This is a genomic window from Pontibacillus chungwhensis (genome assembly GCF_030166655.1).
Taxonomy (GTDB): Bacteria; Bacillota; Bacilli; order Bacillales; family BH030062; genus Pontibacillus.
This window is the reverse complement of the sequence record NZ_CP126446.1, coordinates 3,217,121-3,235,613: the sequence shown is the minus strand read 5'-3', so window position 1 is coordinate 3,235,613 and position 18,493 is coordinate 3,217,121. Positions and strand designations below refer to the sequence as shown.

Genomic DNA, 18,493 nt, shown 5'->3' with positions numbered 1-18,493 from the left:
GAATGTATAAAAATGGATGGCGGGAGTGTTTTTGATGATGGTAAGTAAGAATATAGGGATTTATGTCATGATTTTAGGTGCGATTGGGCTTATATTGTCTGTTGTGGTGTTCAATCATTATGAACATATAAGATATGTGCGTTATGGGTTTGGGGCTATATTTTTTCTAGGGACAATTATAACCCCATCCTATGTAGGGGATGAATCCTATGGAGGGAAAGGGTGAGATGGAGAATAGAATTGGAGTTGTCGATCGGTTAAGGGGATTGTGTTTATTCGGAATTCTGATGGCAAACATGCTAATCTTTCAATATGGAATATACGGGAAGGATCAACTAAGTGTGTATTCTGTATCCAGTATGGACCAAGTGGTACATGGGGTGCTGAAGGTTTTCGTGGAGACCAGTTTTATGCCTATCTTTGCCTTTTTATTTGGATATGGGCTTATCAAGATGACAGAGTCTTTAGATCGAAAAGGGTTACCAAGGAAACGTTTCTTGGTCAGACGCTTTATTGGCTTAATAATAATCGGTATCTTTCATGGGACTCTTCTGTGGGAAGGGGATATTTTACTTTCCTATGGGATGACCGGTTTCGTGTTACTTCTGTTTATGGGACGCAGGAGTAAAACATTAAAGATCTGGGCGCTGCTTCTATTCGTTATCATAGGTGGATTAGGCCTTGGCGGAACGAGCTTGGTCACTTCCGAGGAGGAGCAGCTGGTGATGGATGAATATGTGAAACAAACGGAGATCATTTATGGAAGCGGGACATTTGGTGAAATAATGGATCACCGCTTAAATGAAGATCCTCTGATGATGACAGGGGGAGAGTTGGTCGTACTTCTTATTTTGTCCCCTATATTGACATTGCCGATGTTTTTATTCGGTATGGTAGCGGCGAAAGAACGTTGGTTTTATGAAGTTCGTACCAGGACAACAAAATGGCGCCGTAAAGCAGTTCTGTTTGTAGGATTAGGCATTGCCCTAAAAGCAATGAATGAAATATGGCCTGACTTTATTGGGAGTGGGGTTGGATATGCGTTAGGCGGACCGGTATTAGCGTTTGGGTATATTTTTGGGTTTACTCTATGGCTTTCCTCTCGTCATTCGATCTTCACTAAAGGATTAGAAAGGGTTGGGAGGCTCTCGTTGAGCAACTATATCCTTCAGACAATAATTTGTGTCAGTGTATTTTATGGGTTTGGCTTTGGATGGTTTGGAGAACTTGGTATGCTAACGGGTGTAGCGCTCTCAGTGCTCATCTTCTCGGCACAGTGGTTCATAAGCCTGCTTTATCTATCGAAGTTTCAAACAGGGCCCCTTGAAAAGCCGTTGCGTATGTGGACGTATTTCTCCTGGAAAGGGAAAGCCAAGCCTAACGTAGGGAAGAGGGAAGATCGGACCTTTACGGCTTGATGAAGAATGTAAATGGAATTTGGTTTCATGTTCGTCTTATTAGGTATTGGATTATAAATACAAACGAAAGAGGCACAGATCATTAAGATCTGTGCCTCTTTAGAGGGGTCAACCCTTTTAACACCAAACGTTAGCTTCCTTTTACCATGATACGGGTATAATAAACTGGAATAATAGCGATAGTCCAAGTAAGAATCCAAAAATTGTATTGGTTTGAGCCGTGTATTTCATAGCGGGCATCATAGTAAGAGGTGTGGAATTGTTTGAGAAGGTCTGAACTGCCCCTTTTGGTTTAGCTAAGCTGATCAATACTAATAAGGACCATAACGGGAGTAACCCGATTGCGATATACACAATTGTTAAAACGTAGGCTATACCGAATAAGGAGGCAAGAAAGCGGATGGCTCCTTTTCGTCCGAATAGGATTGCTAGTGTTTTGCGTCCATTCTCCTGATCCCCTTCCAAGTCGCGAATATTGTTCGCAAGAAGGATCGCTCCAATTAAAATGGCAACAGGGATAGAGATGAGAACGACTTGAGACGTCAGGGTATTGGTTTGGATATAATAACTGATTCCGATGATGACTGTTCCCATAAAGAAGCCAGAAACGAGTTCACCAAATGGTGTATAGGCAATTGGGTATGGACCGCCTGTATATAAATAACCACATAGCATCGATACGATTCCAATTGCAGCAATCCACCAAGTTGTTAAGAGGCAGATATAAATCCCAAGGACCATTGCGACACCGAAGAAACTTAGAGCAAGTCCCAATACTTTCTTGGCTGGGATATTATCGCGGACAATAGCTCCGCCGATCCCTATGGATTGCTCTGTATCTAAACCACGCACATAGTCATAGTACTCATTAAACATGTTTGTAGCTGCTTGAATGAGGATGGAAGCCAAAAGCATGGCAAGGAATAAACCTATATGAAACGAACCATCTAGCCCCGCCAACATTGTACCGATAAAAACAGGTACAAACGCTGCAGTCAACGTGTGGGGTCGCAACAATCGCCACCATACTTGCCAACCTTTGCGCTCATTCAAGGCTGTTTGTATATCTTTTTTGTTCATGCTTTGCATCTTCTTCTCTCCTTAATCATGACCATTTCATCATAGTCCTATTTCAGTTTAGGCAAACTGTATGACACTGTCAACATAGAAAAAGCCTTGATTACCTACCATTGAAGAGCTTGCAGGGTGCGAAAGCCCACATGAAGTGGGATGGTTAAAAGTTGTTTATTGTCGGGACGGTTGTAGTCAAACTCCGGCTTATCCTGCCTGCGCTTTTCTTTTGATCCATCTCCGGCTCCTAGCCCCTAGTGTCATAAGCAAGAGAACTGCAGTCCGCTTTGCGAACTTCCGTTCTTTTGCTTATGCATACGGGGCTAAACAGTCGCCTGCGCTTTTCTTTAGTGTCCAGCTCCGGCGGTTAGGACCTAGCGTGATAAGTCAACCCACCTGCGCTTTTCTTTTTACTTGAGCTATGTTGAAAAAGGGAATAAAATAAAGGTGGGATTTTTATGATTTGTAATGATTTTTTCGATATAATAGTACTGTTGTGCCAAAATATATAGTGACAAAGTCCCTGATGATTGGAGGGCATTTATTTGATTGAAACAACTTCGTATTATCATGAAAAGCTTTATAAAGCTCTTTCAAATAGAAAGCATATTGAGAAACCTCAGCTTGTAAGTGTCACCACTAAGCTGGATTCGGTTGATTCCCTTGGTTTTTTTCAGGCTGGGAAGGTTTATCAGGGAGAGCGGGTTTATTGGACAAGTGCTGATACGACGTTCACCCTCGTAGGCGTTGGTTCAGCCTATACATTTGAGGCGGATCGAAACCGTTTCTTCTCAACTCGCCAAATGTGGAATGATCTCTTAGGGGATGCTGTTGTTCTGAACCCATATGAAATACCAGGTACAGGGCCTGTAGCTTTGGGCGGTTTTTCGTTTGATCCGCTAAAGGAAGGTGACGGAACTTGGGAAGATTTTCCGAATAGCAAAGTCTTTATTCCAATGTACCTTTTAACAGAGTGGGGAGAGGATACGTATCTAACCCTTAACCTTATGATTCATCCTAATGACAATGAAGAGGAATTATACAACATTGTTACGAAAGAATATCAGAACCTGATTTCAGGCCGTTATAAAGAAGAAGAGCGTGTAGAGGTTACAGGACAAGAAGAAATCCTACCTGCTGAATTTAAACAAATTGTCTCAAAAGCGACCGATCATATTAAGACCGATCAAATCGGAAAAGTTGTATTAGCCAGAGAGATGGTTGTTTCCTTTTCTGATGATCGAAAAGCTGCGTCAGTTGTTCGAAAGCTGAAAGAAGAACAAACACAAAGTTATATATTCGCCTTTGAAAGCGGAGATTCTTGTTTTGTAGGAGCCACACCTGAACGTCTTGTTAAGGTAGAGAATAACGAGCTATTATCTACTTGCTTAGCAGGGACTGTTCCGCGAGGGAAGACTCCGAGTGAGGATGAAGCTTTAGGAGAAGCGCTTTTGAATGATGAGAAAAACTTACAGGAACATGATTTCGTGGTTCAAATGATTAAAGAAGCTGTAACAGGTTGTTGTGAAAATGTTCACGTTCCGGACGCACCTGTCTTGTACCCGCTTCGCAATCTTCAACATCTCTATACTCCTGTAAGTGGAACTCTTAAGGATGGGGTTTCATTACTAGATGTGGTCGAGAGGCTTCATCCGACACCAGCATTAGGAGGTTACCCAAGAGAGGACTCTTTACAGTTCATTCGTGAATATGAGCCCTTTCACAGGGGTTGGTATGCTTCTCCTGTAGGTTGGTTTGATAGCTATCAAAATGGTGAATTTGCAGTTGCTATCCGCTCAGCCCTATTGAAAAAAGATGAGGCAGTTCTTTTCTCTGGGTGTGGGGTTGTAGAAGATTCCGATCCGGAAGAAGAATATCAGGAAACAGCAGTTAAATTCTTACCTATGATCCACGCCCTAGGAGGAAAAGAATGACACACACAGAAACTTTGACCAGATACGTGGCCAACTTTGTAGATGAACTTGTTCACACGGGATTAACAGATGTTGTTCTTTCTCCTGGATCAAGGTCGACACCATTATCAATGACATTCGCTGAGCATGAAGACGTTCATCATTGGATTCACGTTGATGAACGTTCTGCTGCTTTTTTTGCCTTAGGAATCGCAAAAGAACAACAACGTCCGGTAGCACTTGTGTGTACATCTGGAACAGCTGCGGCAAATTATTATCCTGCTATTGTGGAAGCTTTTTATAGTCGAGTCCCACTCATCGTTTTAACAGCGGATCGTCCACACGAACTCCGCAATGTAGGGGCTCCCCAAGCTATTGATCAAATTCATATGTTTGGTCAATACGTAAAATGGTTCGAAGAGATGGCGCTTCCTGAGAGCAGTGAACAGATGCTTCGTTACGTACGAAGTAAAGCAGCTAGAGCCTTTCATACAGCTCTTGATCATAACGCGGGTCCGGTTCATCTGAATTTCCCGTTTCGCTCACCGCTTATCCCTGACTTCACTCTTGACCATTTATGGGGCCAACGTACTGAACGATCGTTTCATTATGCCTATAAAGGGGAAAGAAAGCTTCAACATGAGGCCGTTGAAGAGATTAAACAACGCGTAGAAAAGCATCAAAAAGGGTTGATTGTATGTGGTCCTCAAACTGATCCGGGACTACCAGAAGCTGTTACACAGCTTGCCCGGTATTTACAGCTACCTGTCTTAGCGGATCCTCTGTCCCAAGTGCGGGCTGGGCAGCATGAGAAAGACCATGTCATTGAAGCTTATGATGCGATTTTGAAAAGCCCGGGAGTCCGAGAGCAATTTGTTCCTGATTTCATTATCCGGTTTGGTGCTATGCCTGTTTCTAAGCCTTATTGGCTTATGCTTCAAGACCACCCAGAAATTGAACAATATGTGGTTGAATCCTATGAGGGATTTAGGGATCCAAGTGGAAATGAAGCTTCCTTGATCCTAGCTGACGGAAAGCAATTCTGTGAGACGTGGGTCAACCATCTAGAGTCTTCGTTCTTTGACGTTGGTTGGTTAAAGAAATGGCAGGAAGCGAATCAAAAAGCAAAAGCTATTCTGACAGAGGTTGAAGGTCATAACTTGTCAGAAGGTCATGTATTTACAGAGATTTTAAAGAGCTTCTCTGAAAAAGGGACCCTATTTGTAGGAAATAGCATGCCTATTCGTGATTTAGATACATTTATGTTGACCACTCCTAAATCAGTCAGAACTATGGCTAATCGGGGGGCCAACGGGATCGATGGCGTTGTTTCAAGTGCACTCGGTGCAGCTGCTCATGGAGAAGACGTTACCTTAGTGTTAGGAGATTTATCGTTCTTTCACGATCTAAATGGTCTCTTTGCGGCGAAGCAATTTGGTTTGAACCTTCGGATTGTGGTTATCAACAACGAAGGAGGAGGCATTTTCTCTTTCTTACCTCAAGCTGAGCATAAGGACCACTTTGAACCACTGTTTGGAACCCCTTTGTCTCTTGATTTTAGTAAAGTTATTGAGATGTATGGTGGTTCGTTTACACAGGTGAATTCAAGGAATGAATTTCAGGAATTAACGTCTAGTCTCGTTGAAACAAAAGGGCTTTCCGTCATAGAAGTAAAAACAGATCGTGAAGAAAATGCTACTTGGCATCGTCAGAAGTGGAAGCAGATCGAACAAGCCTTATTAGAAGGGTAATGGTGGACGATGTATATAACGATACACGAACAAGACTATTGGGTGGAAAGCGTAGGGCAAGGGATACCTGTATTACTTTTACATGGTTTTACAGGTACTCACTCTACGTGGGATAACCTGGTTGAAAACGATCAAAACCGTATACAATGGATACGGATTGACCTTCCTGGCCACGGGAAGACAGAAGCATCAGCTGGGTTTACCATGGAATCGGTATGTAAAGATATCAGTGAACTTCTAGAGCACCTTTCCTTGCCCTCTGTTCATGTAGTAGGCTATTCTATGGGAGGGAGAACAGCTCTCTCCTTTGCAATGGCATACCCTGAAATGGTGAGGAGTCTTACGCTTGAAAGCGCAAGTCCAGGACTTCATTCCACACAAGATCAACTGGCCAGGCAAACAAAAGACGAAGGATTAGCCCAATCTTTAGAGAAAGATGGTATTGAAGCTTTTGTGGAAAAGTGGGAGAATCTTGATATGTTTCAAAGTCAAAAGAACTTACCACAAGAGATTCAAAGTGAGATACGTAGAGAGCGTATGAAACAATCTCCAAAAGGTCTAGCTGCCTCATTAAGAGGTATGGGGACAGGGGTTCAGCCATCATGGTGGGACCGCTTATCAACATTTACAAGCCCTGTCCTGCTCCTAACAGGAGAATGGGATGAGAAGTTTACAGCCATTGCAAATCAAATGGAAGATCACTTCTTGCATGCCTCTCATCACAACATTCCACAAACTGGTCATGCAATTCACGTGGAACAAGCGCAAACTTTTGCTAAAATAGTAAGTGAATTCATCTTTTCTAGTGAGACTAGATGAAAGCGCTATAATTAAAAGGAGGAATATACATATGTCAGCAGTAGAATGGATTAATGAACGTCACTATGATGACATCCTTTATCAAACTAATGATGGAATCGCGAAAATTACGATTAACCGCCCAGAGGTACGTAATGCTTTCCGTCCTCATACCGTTAAAGAATTGTTAGATGCGTTTTCTTACGCTCGTGATGATTCTAAAATTGGTGTTATTGTTCTTGCAGGTGCAGGAGACGATGCATTCTGTGCAGGTGGAGACCAAAAAGTTCGCGGTCATGGAGGCTATGTAGGGGACGATGAAGTTCCACGCCTTAACGTTTTAGACTTACAACGTTTAATCCGTGTGATTCCAAAACCGGTTGTTGCCATGGTTTCAGGTTATGCGATTGGTGGAGGCCACGTTCTTCACGTTGTATGTGACCTTACAATTGCAGCTGATAATGCAATCTTTGGACAAACAGGACCAAAAGTCGGCAGCTTCGACGCAGGTTATGGAGCTGGATTATTAGCCCGTATGGTTGGCCATAAGAAAGCTCGTGAAATTTGGTACCTGTGCCGTCAATATTCTGCTAAAGAAGCAGAGGACATGGGCATGGTCAATACCGTTGTTCCATTAGAAAAGCTTGAAGAAGAAACGGTACAATGGTGTCAGGAAATGCTTGAGAAATCACCTACAGCGCTACGCTTCTTGAAAGCGTCCTTTAATGCTGATACAGATGGCCTTGCAGGTCTTCAACAAATGGGTGGCGACGCAACGCTTCTTTATTACACAACAGATGAAGCAAAAGAAGGTCGCGATGCGTTCAAAGAAAAACGCAAGCCAGACTTCAAACAGTTCCCGCGTTTCCCATAAATCGAACGATAATCAGAGGGTGCCTGTGATGAGCTCTTCTCCTACGGGAGAGCCTCATGGGCACCCTCTTTTCTTTGACTATGCCAAAGGCAACTGTTCAGTAATCGGGCAAAATTGCTGTACACTCGAAGCTGAGAGAATGTTTCCGTTAGCTATAATTGAGTGTAAGGTGGTTCGGGAAATCACTCGCTTTCCGCGGCGAGCTGGGAAGCCTCCTCAATCGCTACGCGCTTTCCGGGGTCTTCCCTAGGCTCCTACTGCCGCAGGAGTCTCGCAATTTCCCGCCCCACCTTTGCTATACATGGTGTAACGGAAACATGCCATATGCGAAACCCCTTCAACCGTTGGCGCCTTTAGAATGCGGGGCTGTTTCTAGAACAATAGCCAGGGCTTGCTCGAGGACATCGAGACTCCCGCGGGGGAAGGAGCCTAGGGGAGACCCCACAGAGAGCGATAGCGAACGAGGAGGCTCCCCAGCTCCCCGCAGGAAAGCTAGTTGTCCCCGAGCAAGCCCAAGCACTCATCAAACGTAACGGGCCCATTTAAATCAAAATAAACCATAGATTTTATGAGAATCTTATAACAAACAAGTTCTGGATGGAATTGTAGAAAGGGTGAGGAACATGAGCGAACAAACAATGCCCAATTGGTTAGATCAACGTGCATTTTTAACACCTGAGCGCACGGCTCTTGTGACGGATGAAGAGAGCTTGACGTTTGCTGAGCTTCAGCATCGAGCAAAGGATAGGGCTTCTCGATTATCCACTCTTGGAATCCATAAGGGAGATCATATTGCAGTTTATGCGAAGAGCTCTGTTGAAATGGTTCAGATCGTGCACGCACTCTCCTATTTGGGAGTTGTTGGGGTGTTATTAAATACCCGTTTAACCATTGATGAGCTAGTCTTTCAGGTTACGGATGCAGGGTGTGTGTATGTAGTGGGGGAAGACGGATTTAAAGATACGCTCCATGAACTTACACAAAAAACAGACATTCCTTCTCTTTCCTTTGGAGAGCTGATGAGTTCTGAAGCTCGTTCTGTTGATTTTCTGAAAGAGGTCACAATGGAAGATCCTTACACAATTTTATATACGTCTGGCACAACCGGTTCTCCCAAAGGGGTTCTCTTATCCTATAGTAATCACTGGTGGAGTGCAGTGAGTTCTGCATTGAACCTTGGCATTACGGAAAAAGACCAATGGCTGGCTGCTTTACCCCTTTTCCATGTAGGAGGACTATCAATCCTTATGAAAAGTGTTATTTATGGCATGCCTGTCCACCTCCATACTTCCTTTGATGTCGAGAAGGTCCATGATGCCATTATGAATAAAGGCGTTACGACGGTATCAGTCGTAACGGTTATGCTAGATGGTCTGATGGACCGACTGGGTACTGAACGGTATCCTGATGAATTTCGTGGGATGCTCTTAGGGGGCGGTCCTGCACCTGAACCATTATTATATAAAGCAAAAGAGAAATCTGTTCCCGTGTTCCAATCGTATGGAATGACGGAAACATCTTCACAAATTGTAACGCTAAGTCCGGACTATGCATTAAACAAAATCGGATCGGCAGGGAAACCCTTATTCCCAGCGCAACTTTCAATTGAAGTAGACGGGAAACGAGCAGCTTCTGATGAAATAGGAGAAATCGTTGTTAAAGGCCCGATGGTGACGAAGGGCTACTATCGAAGACCCGAAACGAATGAAGACACCATCCAAAAAGAATGGCTACGAACAGGAGATCTTGGCTATGTCGATGAAGATGGCTTCTTATATGTAGTGGACCGCCGGAAGGATTTAATTATTTCAGGTGGTGAAAATATTTACCCAGCGGAGATTGAAGGGGTTTTAAGCGGAATGGATCAAGTAAAAGAAGTGGGTGTGGTTGGTAAAGAAGATCAAAAATGGGGGAGTGTGCCCGTAGCTTTTATTGTCAGAAGGGAAGGCACGTCTCTAACAAAAGAAGATGTTCTAACCTTTTGTAACGATCGTCTTGCTTCTTATAAACAACCAAAAGAACTCTACTTCGTCGATCATTTACCGCGTAATGCCACCAATAAGTTGTTACGCAGAGAACTGGCTAACTGGCTGAAACAGAGGAGAAATGTTCAATGAACCTCGCTTCTGTGAAACTTTATCGGTACACAATGGAACTTGTAACACCTTTTACGACACATGCAGGAACCGTGAAAGAACGAGAAGGCATCCTAGTCGAAGCAATGGATGCTGATGGGTGTTCAGGCTGGGGAGAGGGGGTTGCGTTTTCGACTCCTTTTTATACAGCTGAAACGGTAGAAACGTGTTGGGTGATGTTGAGGGATCATTTTCTTCCTGTACTGGAAGAAGGAAAGGTCCAACATCCCTCTGAGCTACCGGAACTTTTGAAGAAAGAAAAAGGCCATCAAATGGCAAAAGCAGCCCTTGAAGGGGCTCTTTGGGATTTGTATGCTAAACAAAATAACCAATCCTTTCCTTCTCTTATTGGTGGAACACAACCTTCTATCCCTGTGGGTGTCGTGATAAGCTTATCCGAGAATCTGAATGAACTCGTCCCTCTATATGAATCACTAGGTTATAAGCGAATAAAAGTGAAGGTGCGAAAGGGGCATGAGCGTGAAGATATCGAAGCGGTTAAGGGTCTTTCCTCAGACCTCTCTATTATGTTTGATGGAAATGGAGCCTACGAAGAAGAGGACTTAGATCACCTGGCTTCATTAGACGACCTCGGGCTTCTGATGATCGAACAGCCTTTCGCCGCTGGTGATTTCTATTTACACCGAGAACTACAAGGACGTATGAATACGCCGATTTGCTTAGATGAAAGTATAGAAAGCTATCATGATGCCTACCAGGCTATTCAATTTGGTAGTTGTAAAACGATCAATATTAAGATTAGTCGTGTAGGTGGGCTTACGGAGGCTATGAAGATTTATAACCTATGCGAATCATCTGGAGTAGATGCGTGGTGTGGAGGGATGCTTGAAACTGGAATTTCTAGAGCTCATAACCTTGCATTTGCCTCCCTCCCTGGCATGACCATTCCGGGAGATTTATCTGCTTCTAAGCGTTATTGGCATGAAGACGTAATCATCCCAGAAGTCGAGTTACAAAACGGTCAGGTAGAAGTCCCACATGATAAGGCCGGGATTGGTTTTGAAATTAACCAGAGACGCATCGAACAAATTACAGAACACACATTTACCTATCACTTTAAAGAGCATTCGTCCTAACGAATGCTCTTATGTTCCCTATAAGCGGCCTTATATGGAACGTTCGAAGTTGTTTCCAATGCTCACCTTACGCGCCATCCACAATTAACGGGAATACTCCATCAAACCTACCCTATTATGGAATAAGAATAGGGCAGGGTAGGTGGTCCTAAAGACACCTTATGTAAGCGGATTAGCGATATGGACCTATGAGTAAAACCGATCATTATTGCCTTCATAGGTTTGTTCACCTCTAAAAACGGTTATTTCTTCACTATCTAATCGTATTGGAGGCTAAAAGGTATGAATCGTTTTACAATTCCAAGAGATATTTACTTCGGAGAAGGGGCGTTAGAGACGCTCGAATCCTTAGATGGGAAGAAAGCTATCCTTGTAATCGGTGGTGGATCGGTTAAGGAGAATGGAAACTTAGATAAAATTGAAAGCCATCTGGCTAAGGCTAATATAGAAACGAAAGTGATTGAGGGCATCACAGAAGAGCCTTCGACTAATTTAGTTCAAGAGCATCTTGGCACGCTAAATGATTTTGAACCTGATTGGATTATCGGCATTGGTGGTGGCTCCCCAATGGACGCTGCTAAGGCAATGTGGATTTTCTATGAACGCCCGAATCTTTCATTTAAAGATGCAATGGAACCATTTAACTTGCCAGGTCTTCGCACAAAAGCGAAATTTATTGGCATTCCAACAACAAGTGGTACGGCATCTGAAATTTCAAACTTATCCGTTATTACGGATTCAGAAACAGGGGTTAAACACCCGTTAGCTGACTTTGAATTAACTCCAGACTTAGCTGTTATCGATCCCGTTATGGTCGAATCGATGCCGCAAAAAGTGATTGCTTATAGTGGTATGGATGCTGTAACACACAGTATTGAAGCTTATGTGGCTAAACCACGTACGACGTTTACGGATTCTCTGGCTATTGAAGCTGCTGAAATCCTAAATGAACATCTGCTTAGTTCCTATAAAGGCAACCAAGATTCGAGAGAAAAAGTTCACTATGCTCAAGCAATGGCTGGTATGGCATTTGCGAATGCAGTGCTAGGTAATGTGCATAGCATGGCGCATAAGAGTGGACCAACATTTGAAGTGCCACACGGCTGTGCGAACGGTATTTACCTTCCGTATGTGATTCAATTTAACCGCAGTGTCGTAGGAGATCGTTTTGCTAAAATGGCAAAACGTCTTGAGTTACAAGGCGATACACAAGAGCAGCTTGTGGATTCCTTGATTGAATGGGTTCGTGAATTAAACCGTGAAATGGGTGTACCGAACACACTTAAAGAATTTGGCGTTTCAGAAGATCTGTTTAAAGAACATGTGGATCAAATGGCGAAAAACGCGATGGATGATCCTTGTACGGGTACAAATCCACGCGAGACTTCTGAAGAAGAAATGAAGAAGCTATTTGAATCAGCTTATTATGGGAAAGATGTAACATTCTAATAGAATCATTGCTTGCACCGCCTCCATAAGAGGCGGTGTTTTTTGTTTTGCATTCCACCCGTGTTATAGCTAGCGGTCACACTTTTTTAGTTTCCATTTACATAAAAAGAATGAAAGAATCGCGTGCATAGTTCGTTGTATATTTGGAAAAAGTAAGCACCGAGACCAGCAAAAGGAGACGATGGAATAATGAAACGAATCTATTGGATAGTACCATGCTTAGTGCTCGCACTGAATATTGTCATGACCCCTGTCATGAATCAGGCTTCAGCAGAGGAAGAGGAACGTGGGGTGTCAGTATCGGAAGGAATCGATCAAGTACTTGCAGCTATTGATACGTTACAAATGGCTGTACAAAATAATGCAAAGTTATCTGAACTTAACAAAGCGGGAAAAAAGCTTGATGAAGCATGGGATGTAATTGAAGATCAAGTGGAAGAAAAGAGCCCGAAAGATTATAAAATCATTGAAGAGAGCCTTTATCCTTTGATTGGGGAAGCTCAAAAACCTTCTCCAGATGTGAATAAGATTGAGCAGTTAATCGTTGAAACGAATGAAAAACTAAAGAGTTACCAAGCGACTTTGGAGCAATAAAAAAAGATCACCTGAAAACAGGTGATCTTTTTTATTTAAGCAGCGTCATCTACACTAGTTAATCGTCTTTTTCTCATTGCTACAATAAAGTAGCCAATTGTTATAATCACAGATCCTAGTAAGAAGATAGCTAATATGCTACTATCTTGCCACATTAGACTGTAATCACCTTCAGAAATGACGGCTTTCAACCCTTCTACAGAGTATGTCATTGGTAGAACTGGGTTAAAGATCTGTAGTGGCTCTGGAATTAATTCTAATGGGAATGTTCCAGCGCTTGTTGTTAATTGCATGATTAAAATTAAAATCGCGATAAAACGACCTGGGTCTCCAAGGGTTGTAACAAGGACTTGAATCATGGCCATGAACGTTAGGCTAGTTAATATACTAAACAAGTAGAAGTAAGGAACACTTTCTACTTCTAACCCTAACCCATACAAGATCACACTAGCGGCAATGACCGCTTGAATAAGTCCAGCACTCACGAGTACACCAAATTTAGCAAAGAACCAGCTGAATGCATTTCGTGGTGCAGCGGAAGGTTCTCTGACTGGGTAAACGATTGTAATGATTAGCGCACCTACAAATAGTCCAAGAGATAAGAAATATGGAGTAAATCCAGTTCCGTAGTTAGGGACTTCATTAACGCTATTCTTATCTAAATCTACTGGTTTGGCAAGCATCTCTTCAGTTTTCATGCTCGTTTGGACGTCTTGTGCTTTTGAGCTAGCTTCTGAGAGGTTGCTTTCGAACTCGCTTGTGCCTGAAGTTAACTCATTTGTTCCTGAAGAAAGGTCATTAGCGCCTTTTGCAAGCTTTTGAGACCCGTCAGCTAACTGAGATGAGCCGTTAAAGAGTTCGTTTGCTCCCTGGTTTACTTGAGCAGCACCATCAGCTAATTGAGCAGCACCTGTGTTAGCGCTAGTCAATTTATCATTAAACGTTTGGACGCCTGCTGCAAACTTCTCTTGTCCTTGAACGAGTGCAGAAGCACCGTTATATAATTCGTTCTGACCTGCAGAGAGAGCAGTTGCCCCTTGTTGAAGCTTGGAGTGAGCTTCTGAAAGAGAGGCCATCTGGTTCGGAAGAGAAGCTGTTTTTTCGACCACTTGCTGTGAACCGGTAGCTAGCTGGCTCGTGGCCCCTGATAGCTGCTTGGCACCTTGGTTTAATTGTTCAAGTTGCGCTAGAATTTTCTGTTGTTGTTCTTCAGGCATTTGTGCAATCACGGGTGCCAATCCTTCTTTTAGCCCCCCTACTTTTTCAGATAGGGTAGCAGCTGATTGGTTTACCTGCTGAGCACCGCCATTCAGGCTTTTTAGAGAATTTGAGAGTTCCTGAGATGACTGTTCTAATCCACCTGATTGTTGAACGAGTTGTGCTAACCCTTGTTCGAGTTGAGCAGCTCCATCTTTAGATTGGGATAGTCCGTTTCGTAATTGAATGGCTCCATCTTTTGATGAATTGGCCCCTGAAACGATTTGTCCATATCCGTTTTGAAGAGCTGAAAGTCCTTGGTTAAGTTCATTGGCTCCTGTAGCTACTTCAGAAGTACCTTGGCGCAATTCTTGCGTTCCATCTGTAAATTGAAGTTGTTTATCGGAGAACGTTCTTAGTTTTTCCTTTAATTCTTTAGCTCCAGAGTCAAGGTCTTTGGCACCGTTATTCAAATCACCTGCTTTTGTACTAGCATCGGCAAGACCTGTTTTCAATTCATTAAATTGCGCGAACATCGCATTGGCATACGTTTCAGACATCTCATCAGCTAACTTTGCTTTCATTTGCTCTGTTGCTGACTCACCAATTTGAGCAGAGAGGAAGTTAAATCCTTCGTTTGGTACATATTTTAACTGAAGTTTCTCTGGATTCTCGTCTAAGATCGTGGTAGCGGAAGATGAGAAGTTTTCCGGAATTTCGACAAGCATATAATACTCATGATTGCTTAATCCATCGTAACCTTCTTCCTTAGAAACCACTTCATATTTGAAGTCTCCGCTATCCTCTAAATTATCAACAAATTCTTTTCCGACTGTAAGGGGTTCATCGTTAAATTCGGCCCCTTCGTCTGAGTTGACAATAGCGACTGGAAGTTGATCCATACTGCCATATGGATTCCAGAACGCCCATAAGAACATTCCACTATAAATAAGCGGAATCATTAATACCGCAATAAATGGTATAAGTACTTTTTTGTTGCTACCGATGTGTTTTAATTCGGATAGCCATAATTTAAAACCATTCATGTAGTTACCCTCCTAAGTAATAAATGACTAAATCGTTCATTTGGTCATAATGCGGCAAAAGAAAAGGATCATCAATCATCAAGATGGTGATAACCCTTTAAATACATATTCATCAAACAAATGCATGATGTCTTCTTTTTCGAGTGGTTGATGACGTTCTTCCCAGTCTATGATAAATGCTGTATAGAGTTTGAACATCATAAAGGCCGTCATTTCTGGGTTGCAAGATCGGATATCTCCCCGTTCAATTGCTTGTTCAATCTTTTCGCGAAGATAAGCAGTGATTAACCCTTCAACATTAGCAAGAGCTTCCTGAACCGCAGCAGTCCCCATTTCTTTGGCTTCTTGTACCATCTGAATGGTTAGTTGATGGCTGCGCCGATATTGAAGGAGCTCGTATAAAGCTAGATGGACATTCTCCTTCAATGGCTTCTGATCATCAATGACGGACTCTGCTTGTGTTTTCATCTCTGACAAGAGGTTAGAGATGATTTCCTGGAAAAGTTGTTCTTTGTTTTTGAAAAAGTTATAAATCGTTCCTTTTCCCACATTAGCTGCTTTTGCAACATGATCCATTGTCGTTGCTTTATACCCGAATGTGGCGAACGATTGATTAGCCGCTTGAATGATTTGTTGTTTTCTGTCGTTGGACATTTTTCATCACCTGACCATTTGAACGATTTAGTCATTTCGTCTAAATTTGATTATACACCTTTCATTTTATCGTGCAACCTTTTTTTATCATTCATTTTCTTGAAATTTTACCATATGTGGAATCATAAGAAAGGATGAGCAATTCGTTAGGCACACGAAAGAAATCTTGTTACACTGTCTCATACTAGGTAAGAGAAATAGCTCTTACCATCATCATACTTTAAAGAAAGAAGATGAAACAATGAGTGATAACAATCAAACGAATATACTTCAGTCGATCCCTTTCTCCGTGTTGGATTTAGCTCCTATACGAGAAGATGGCGGTCCGGCTGATTCTTTTAAGAGAACTGTAGATCTGGCTCAGCATACGGAGAGCCTTGGATATAACCGCTACTGGCTAGCGGAGCATCATAATATGCCTTTTATCGCAAGTTCTGCTACTTCAGTCTTAATTGGACACGTGGCTTCACAAACGTCTACGATCAAAGTGGGATCAGGAGGAGTCATGCTTCCGAACCATGCGCCACTAGTCATCGCTGAACAGTTTGGAACACTGGAATCCTTATTCCCTGGGCGTATTGATTTAGGGCTTGGTCGTGCGCCTGGTACTGACCAGTTGACAGCGCACGCGTTAAGGCGTGGAGGTCAGAGCGGTCCCCATGACTTCCCTGATCAACTTGAAGAGCTCAGAAGCTACTTTGATCCTTCACGTGGTCCAGCCAATCCACATGTACGTGCTTACCCTGGTGAAGGATTAGATATACCGATTTGGTTGCTGGGCTCAAGTGGATATAGTGCTCAATTGGCAGGAGAAGAGGGGCTACCGTTTGCGTTTGCCAGTCACTTCTCTCCTCGAGACACTGTTCCGGCACTTGATTTATACAAGCGAACATTTACGCCATCTGATTCTTTATCAAAACCTCATGCAATGGTGGGAGTAAATGTGATTGCTGCAGAAACGGATGAAGAAGCGGAGCGATTAGCTACGACCCTCCAACAGCAGTTCTTAAACTTGATAAGGAAGAATGAATCACCTTTACCGCCACCTGTTGATTCTATGGAAGGGATCTGGACAGAACGGGAGAAGCAAGCCTTAAAACAGCAATTAGGTTCTTCCATTATTGGTAGTAAAGAAACCGTGAAACATCAGCTAGAATCCTTTATTGAAAAAACAGGCGCTGATGAAGTGATGGTCATCTCCCAAATTTATGACCATGAAGCTCGTCGTCACTCTTATGAACTCGTAGCTGAACTGTTTAAAGGAGAATAGCATCTAAAGAGCAGGCTGATGTCTGCTCTTTTTTTAACAAAGTAAAGGAGTAAAGGGTGTCAGGCACCCTTTACTCCTTTACTTTGTTAAACTATATTTATTTTGGTTTCTCTGATGGAATTTTAGAAAGTTGGGCAAAGTAATCTAGAGTACATTTAAAGGAGGAAGCATGTATGCTTGAAGGAAAATCTGCTCTTATTACTGGCTCTGGTCAGGGAATTGGCTTTGAAATTGCAACAGAGTTTGCTAAAGCTGGCGCAAAGGTTATGCTAAACGATATTAATGAGGAAACATTAAATAAATCCATAGAGGAACTAAGATCTCAAGGTCACACAGTAGATGGCGTAGTGGCGAATGTTGCGAAAGAAGAAGATGTGAAGAACGCGATTGAGAAGACGGTCGAGAAGTTTGGTTCGATTGATATCTTAGTCAATAATGCAGGTATTCAACATGTTGCCCCTGTCGAAGAATTCCCTAGTGAGAAGTTTGAGTTAATCTTAGATATTATGCTCAAAGGGCCTTTCTTTGGAATTAAATATGCCTTCCCGCATATGAAAAAGCAAGGATATGGTCGTATTCTAAATATGGCATCGATTAACGGTTTAATCGGTTTTGCAGGCAAAGCTGGTTACAATAGTGCCAAACATGGTGTAATAGGTCTGACAAAGGTTACAGCTCTAGAAGGTGCTGACCACGGAATTACGGTGAACGCTATTTGTCCAGGATACGTAGACACACCACTTGTGCAGAATCAATTAGAAGACTTGGCGAAGACACGAAATATCGATAAAGAAAAAGCTTTAGAAGAGGTTATTTACCCACTTGTTCCTCAGAAGCGCTTGCTACAAGTTCAGGAAATTGCTGATTACTCGATCTTCTTAGTGAGTGACAAAGCGAAAAGTATAACTGGCCAAGCGGCTGTTATTGATGGTGGATATACCGTTCAGTAATGGATGAAGATACTCTAAGAGTACAATGCTCTTAGGGTATTTTTTTTACTATGAGAAATGGTTCCGTTAACTTTAACATGAGCGTACGGTCCTCCACGCTGGAACAAGACTGGCTCTTCTGCCCACGGGAGTCTCGCAGTTTCCAGGCCCACCTTTGCCATGCAAGGATGAATGGAAGCATCTTAATCAGATACGGCAATATGGCGGCCCCATCTTGGAAAACTTTTTTACATCAATTGTTCCATATAAGGCCTTTTTTGTGGAACACCGTAGAAA

General features: G+C 42.7%; 15 protein-coding genes. 12 read left to right on the top strand and 3 right to left on the bottom strand.

Annotated elements, in window-relative coordinates; all coding sequences use genetic code 11:
• Positions 1–34 precede the first annotated feature (34 nt).
• Together QNI29_RS16725 and QNI29_RS16720 are read left to right on the top strand one after the other, a co-directional pair.
• Positions 35–226, top strand: coding sequence for a hypothetical protein (locus tag QNI29_RS16725; RefSeq protein WP_231418832.1), 192 nt, complete (start codon positions 35–37; stop codon positions 224–226).
• Positions 210–1,418, top strand: coding sequence for a DUF418 domain-containing protein (locus QNI29_RS16720; RefSeq protein WP_231418831.1), 1,209 nt, complete (start codon positions 210–212; stop codon positions 1,416–1,418). Before QNI29_RS16725 ends, QNI29_RS16720 begins: the two co-directional genes overlap by 17 nt.
• A gap of 141 nt (positions 1,419–1,559) precedes the next feature.
• On the opposite strand, the gene QNI29_RS16715 is transcribed toward QNI29_RS16720, so the two are convergent.
• A complete protein-coding gene (locus QNI29_RS16715) occupies positions 1,560–2,507 on the bottom strand; it encodes a 1,4-dihydroxy-2-naphthoate polyprenyltransferase (RefSeq protein ID WP_231418830.1) in 948 nt (315 codons plus the stop codon).
• Between the two features lie 527 nt (positions 2,508–3,034).
• Here QNI29_RS16715 and QNI29_RS16710 point away from each other — a divergent pair.
• The 8 genes from QNI29_RS16710 to QNI29_RS16675 all read left to right on the top strand — a co-directional run bounded on the left by QNI29_RS16710 (position 3,035) and on the right by QNI29_RS16675 (position 13,100).
• Positions 3,035–4,423, top strand: a complete 1,389-nt coding sequence (locus QNI29_RS16710) for an isochorismate synthase (RefSeq protein WP_231418829.1) — start codon at positions 3,035–3,037, stop codon at positions 4,421–4,423.
• Positions 4,420–6,153 (top strand): 2-succinyl-5-enolpyruvyl-6-hydroxy-3-cyclohexene-1-carboxylic-acid synthase, encoded by a 1,734-nt coding sequence (gene menD / locus QNI29_RS16705; RefSeq protein ID WP_231418828.1) that lies wholly within the window; start codon positions 4,420–4,422, stop codon positions 6,151–6,153. Before QNI29_RS16710 ends, menD begins: the two co-directional genes overlap by 4 nt.
• 9 nt (positions 6,154–6,162) lie before the next feature.
• A complete protein-coding gene (menH, locus tag QNI29_RS16700; RefSeq protein ID WP_231418827.1) occupies positions 6,163–6,972 on the top strand; it encodes a 2-succinyl-6-hydroxy-2,4-cyclohexadiene-1-carboxylate synthase in 810 nt (269 codons plus the stop codon).
• Positions 6,973–7,003: 31 nt separating this feature from the next.
• Positions 7,004–7,825 (top strand): 1,4-dihydroxy-2-naphthoyl-CoA synthase, encoded by an 822-nt coding sequence (gene menB / locus QNI29_RS16695; protein ID WP_231418826.1) that lies wholly within the window; start codon positions 7,004–7,006, stop codon positions 7,823–7,825.
• A gap of 623 nt (positions 7,826–8,448) precedes the next feature.
• Positions 8,449–9,942, top strand: a complete 1,494-nt coding sequence (locus QNI29_RS16690; protein WP_231418825.1) for an o-succinylbenzoate--CoA ligase — start codon at positions 8,449–8,451, stop codon at positions 9,940–9,942.
• A complete protein-coding gene (menC, locus tag QNI29_RS16685; RefSeq protein WP_231418824.1) occupies positions 9,939–11,057 on the top strand; it encodes an o-succinylbenzoate synthase in 1,119 nt (372 codons plus the stop codon). The genes QNI29_RS16690 and menC overlap by 4 nt, the downstream gene beginning before the upstream one ends.
• A 282-nt stretch (positions 11,058–11,339) precedes the next feature.
• Positions 11,340–12,506, top strand: coding sequence for an iron-containing alcohol dehydrogenase (locus QNI29_RS16680; protein ID WP_231418823.1), 1,167 nt, complete (start codon positions 11,340–11,342; stop codon positions 12,504–12,506).
• 189 nt (positions 12,507–12,695) lie between these two features.
• Complete coding sequence (locus QNI29_RS16675; RefSeq protein ID WP_231418822.1) at positions 12,696–13,100, top strand: hypothetical protein; 405 nt, start codon at positions 12,696–12,698, stop codon at positions 13,098–13,100.
• A 35-nt stretch (positions 13,101–13,135) separates the two neighbouring features.
• Here the strand turns inward: QNI29_RS16675 and QNI29_RS16670 are convergent, their stop codons facing one another.
• Entirely contained in the window at positions 13,136–15,343 is a 2,208-nt protein-coding gene (locus tag QNI29_RS16670; RefSeq protein ID WP_231418821.1) for a YhgE/Pip domain-containing protein, read from the bottom strand.
• A 78-nt stretch (positions 15,344–15,421) separates the two neighbouring features.
• Positions 15,422–15,997, bottom strand: coding sequence for a TetR/AcrR family transcriptional regulator (locus QNI29_RS16665; RefSeq protein WP_231418820.1), 576 nt, complete (start codon positions 15,995–15,997; stop codon positions 15,422–15,424).
• A gap of 241 nt (positions 15,998–16,238) precedes the next feature.
• Between QNI29_RS16665 and QNI29_RS16660 the strand changes: the two genes are divergently transcribed.
• Positions 16,239–17,267, top strand: coding sequence for an LLM class flavin-dependent oxidoreductase (locus QNI29_RS16660; protein ID WP_231418819.1), 1,029 nt, complete (start codon positions 16,239–16,241; stop codon positions 17,265–17,267).
• Between the two features lie 173 nt (positions 17,268–17,440).
• Positions 17,441–18,217, top strand: coding sequence for a 3-hydroxybutyrate dehydrogenase (locus QNI29_RS16655; RefSeq protein WP_231418818.1), 777 nt, complete (start codon positions 17,441–17,443; stop codon positions 18,215–18,217).
• Positions 18,218–18,493: the final 276 nt, after the last annotated feature.

Coding starts and splice junctions, on each gene's coding strand:
- QNI29_RS16725 (WP_231418832.1), top strand. CDS start 35: ATGATGGTAAGTAAGAATATAGGGATTTATGTCATGATTTTAGGTGCG.
- QNI29_RS16720 (WP_231418831.1), top strand. CDS start 210: ATGGAGGGAAAGGGTGAGATGGAGAATAGAATTGGAGTTGTCGATCGG.
- QNI29_RS16715 (WP_231418830.1), bottom strand. CDS start 2,507: ATGCAAAGCATGAACAAAAAAGATATACAAACAGCCTTGAATGAGCGC.
- menD (WP_231418828.1), top strand. CDS start 4,420: ATGACACACACAGAAACTTTGACCAGATACGTGGCCAACTTTGTAGAT.
- menH (WP_231418827.1), top strand. CDS start 6,163: ATGTATATAACGATACACGAACAAGACTATTGGGTGGAAAGCGTAGGG.
- menB (WP_231418826.1), top strand. CDS start 7,004: ATGTCAGCAGTAGAATGGATTAATGAACGTCACTATGATGACATCCTT.
- QNI29_RS16690 (WP_231418825.1), top strand. CDS start 8,449: ATGAGCGAACAAACAATGCCCAATTGGTTAGATCAACGTGCATTTTTA.
- menC (WP_231418824.1), top strand. CDS start 9,939: ATGAACCTCGCTTCTGTGAAACTTTATCGGTACACAATGGAACTTGTA.
- QNI29_RS16680 (WP_231418823.1), top strand. CDS start 11,340: ATGAATCGTTTTACAATTCCAAGAGATATTTACTTCGGAGAAGGGGCG.
- QNI29_RS16675 (WP_231418822.1), top strand. CDS start 12,696: ATGAAACGAATCTATTGGATAGTACCATGCTTAGTGCTCGCACTGAAT.
- QNI29_RS16670 (WP_231418821.1), bottom strand. CDS start 15,343: ATGAATGGTTTTAAATTATGGCTATCCGAATTAAAACACATCGGTAGC.
- QNI29_RS16665 (WP_231418820.1), bottom strand. CDS start 15,997: ATGTCCAACGACAGAAAACAACAAATCATTCAAGCGGCTAATCAATCG.
- QNI29_RS16660 (WP_231418819.1), top strand. CDS start 16,239: ATGAGTGATAACAATCAAACGAATATACTTCAGTCGATCCCTTTCTCC.
- QNI29_RS16655 (WP_231418818.1), top strand. CDS start 17,441: ATGCTTGAAGGAAAATCTGCTCTTATTACTGGCTCTGGTCAGGGAATT.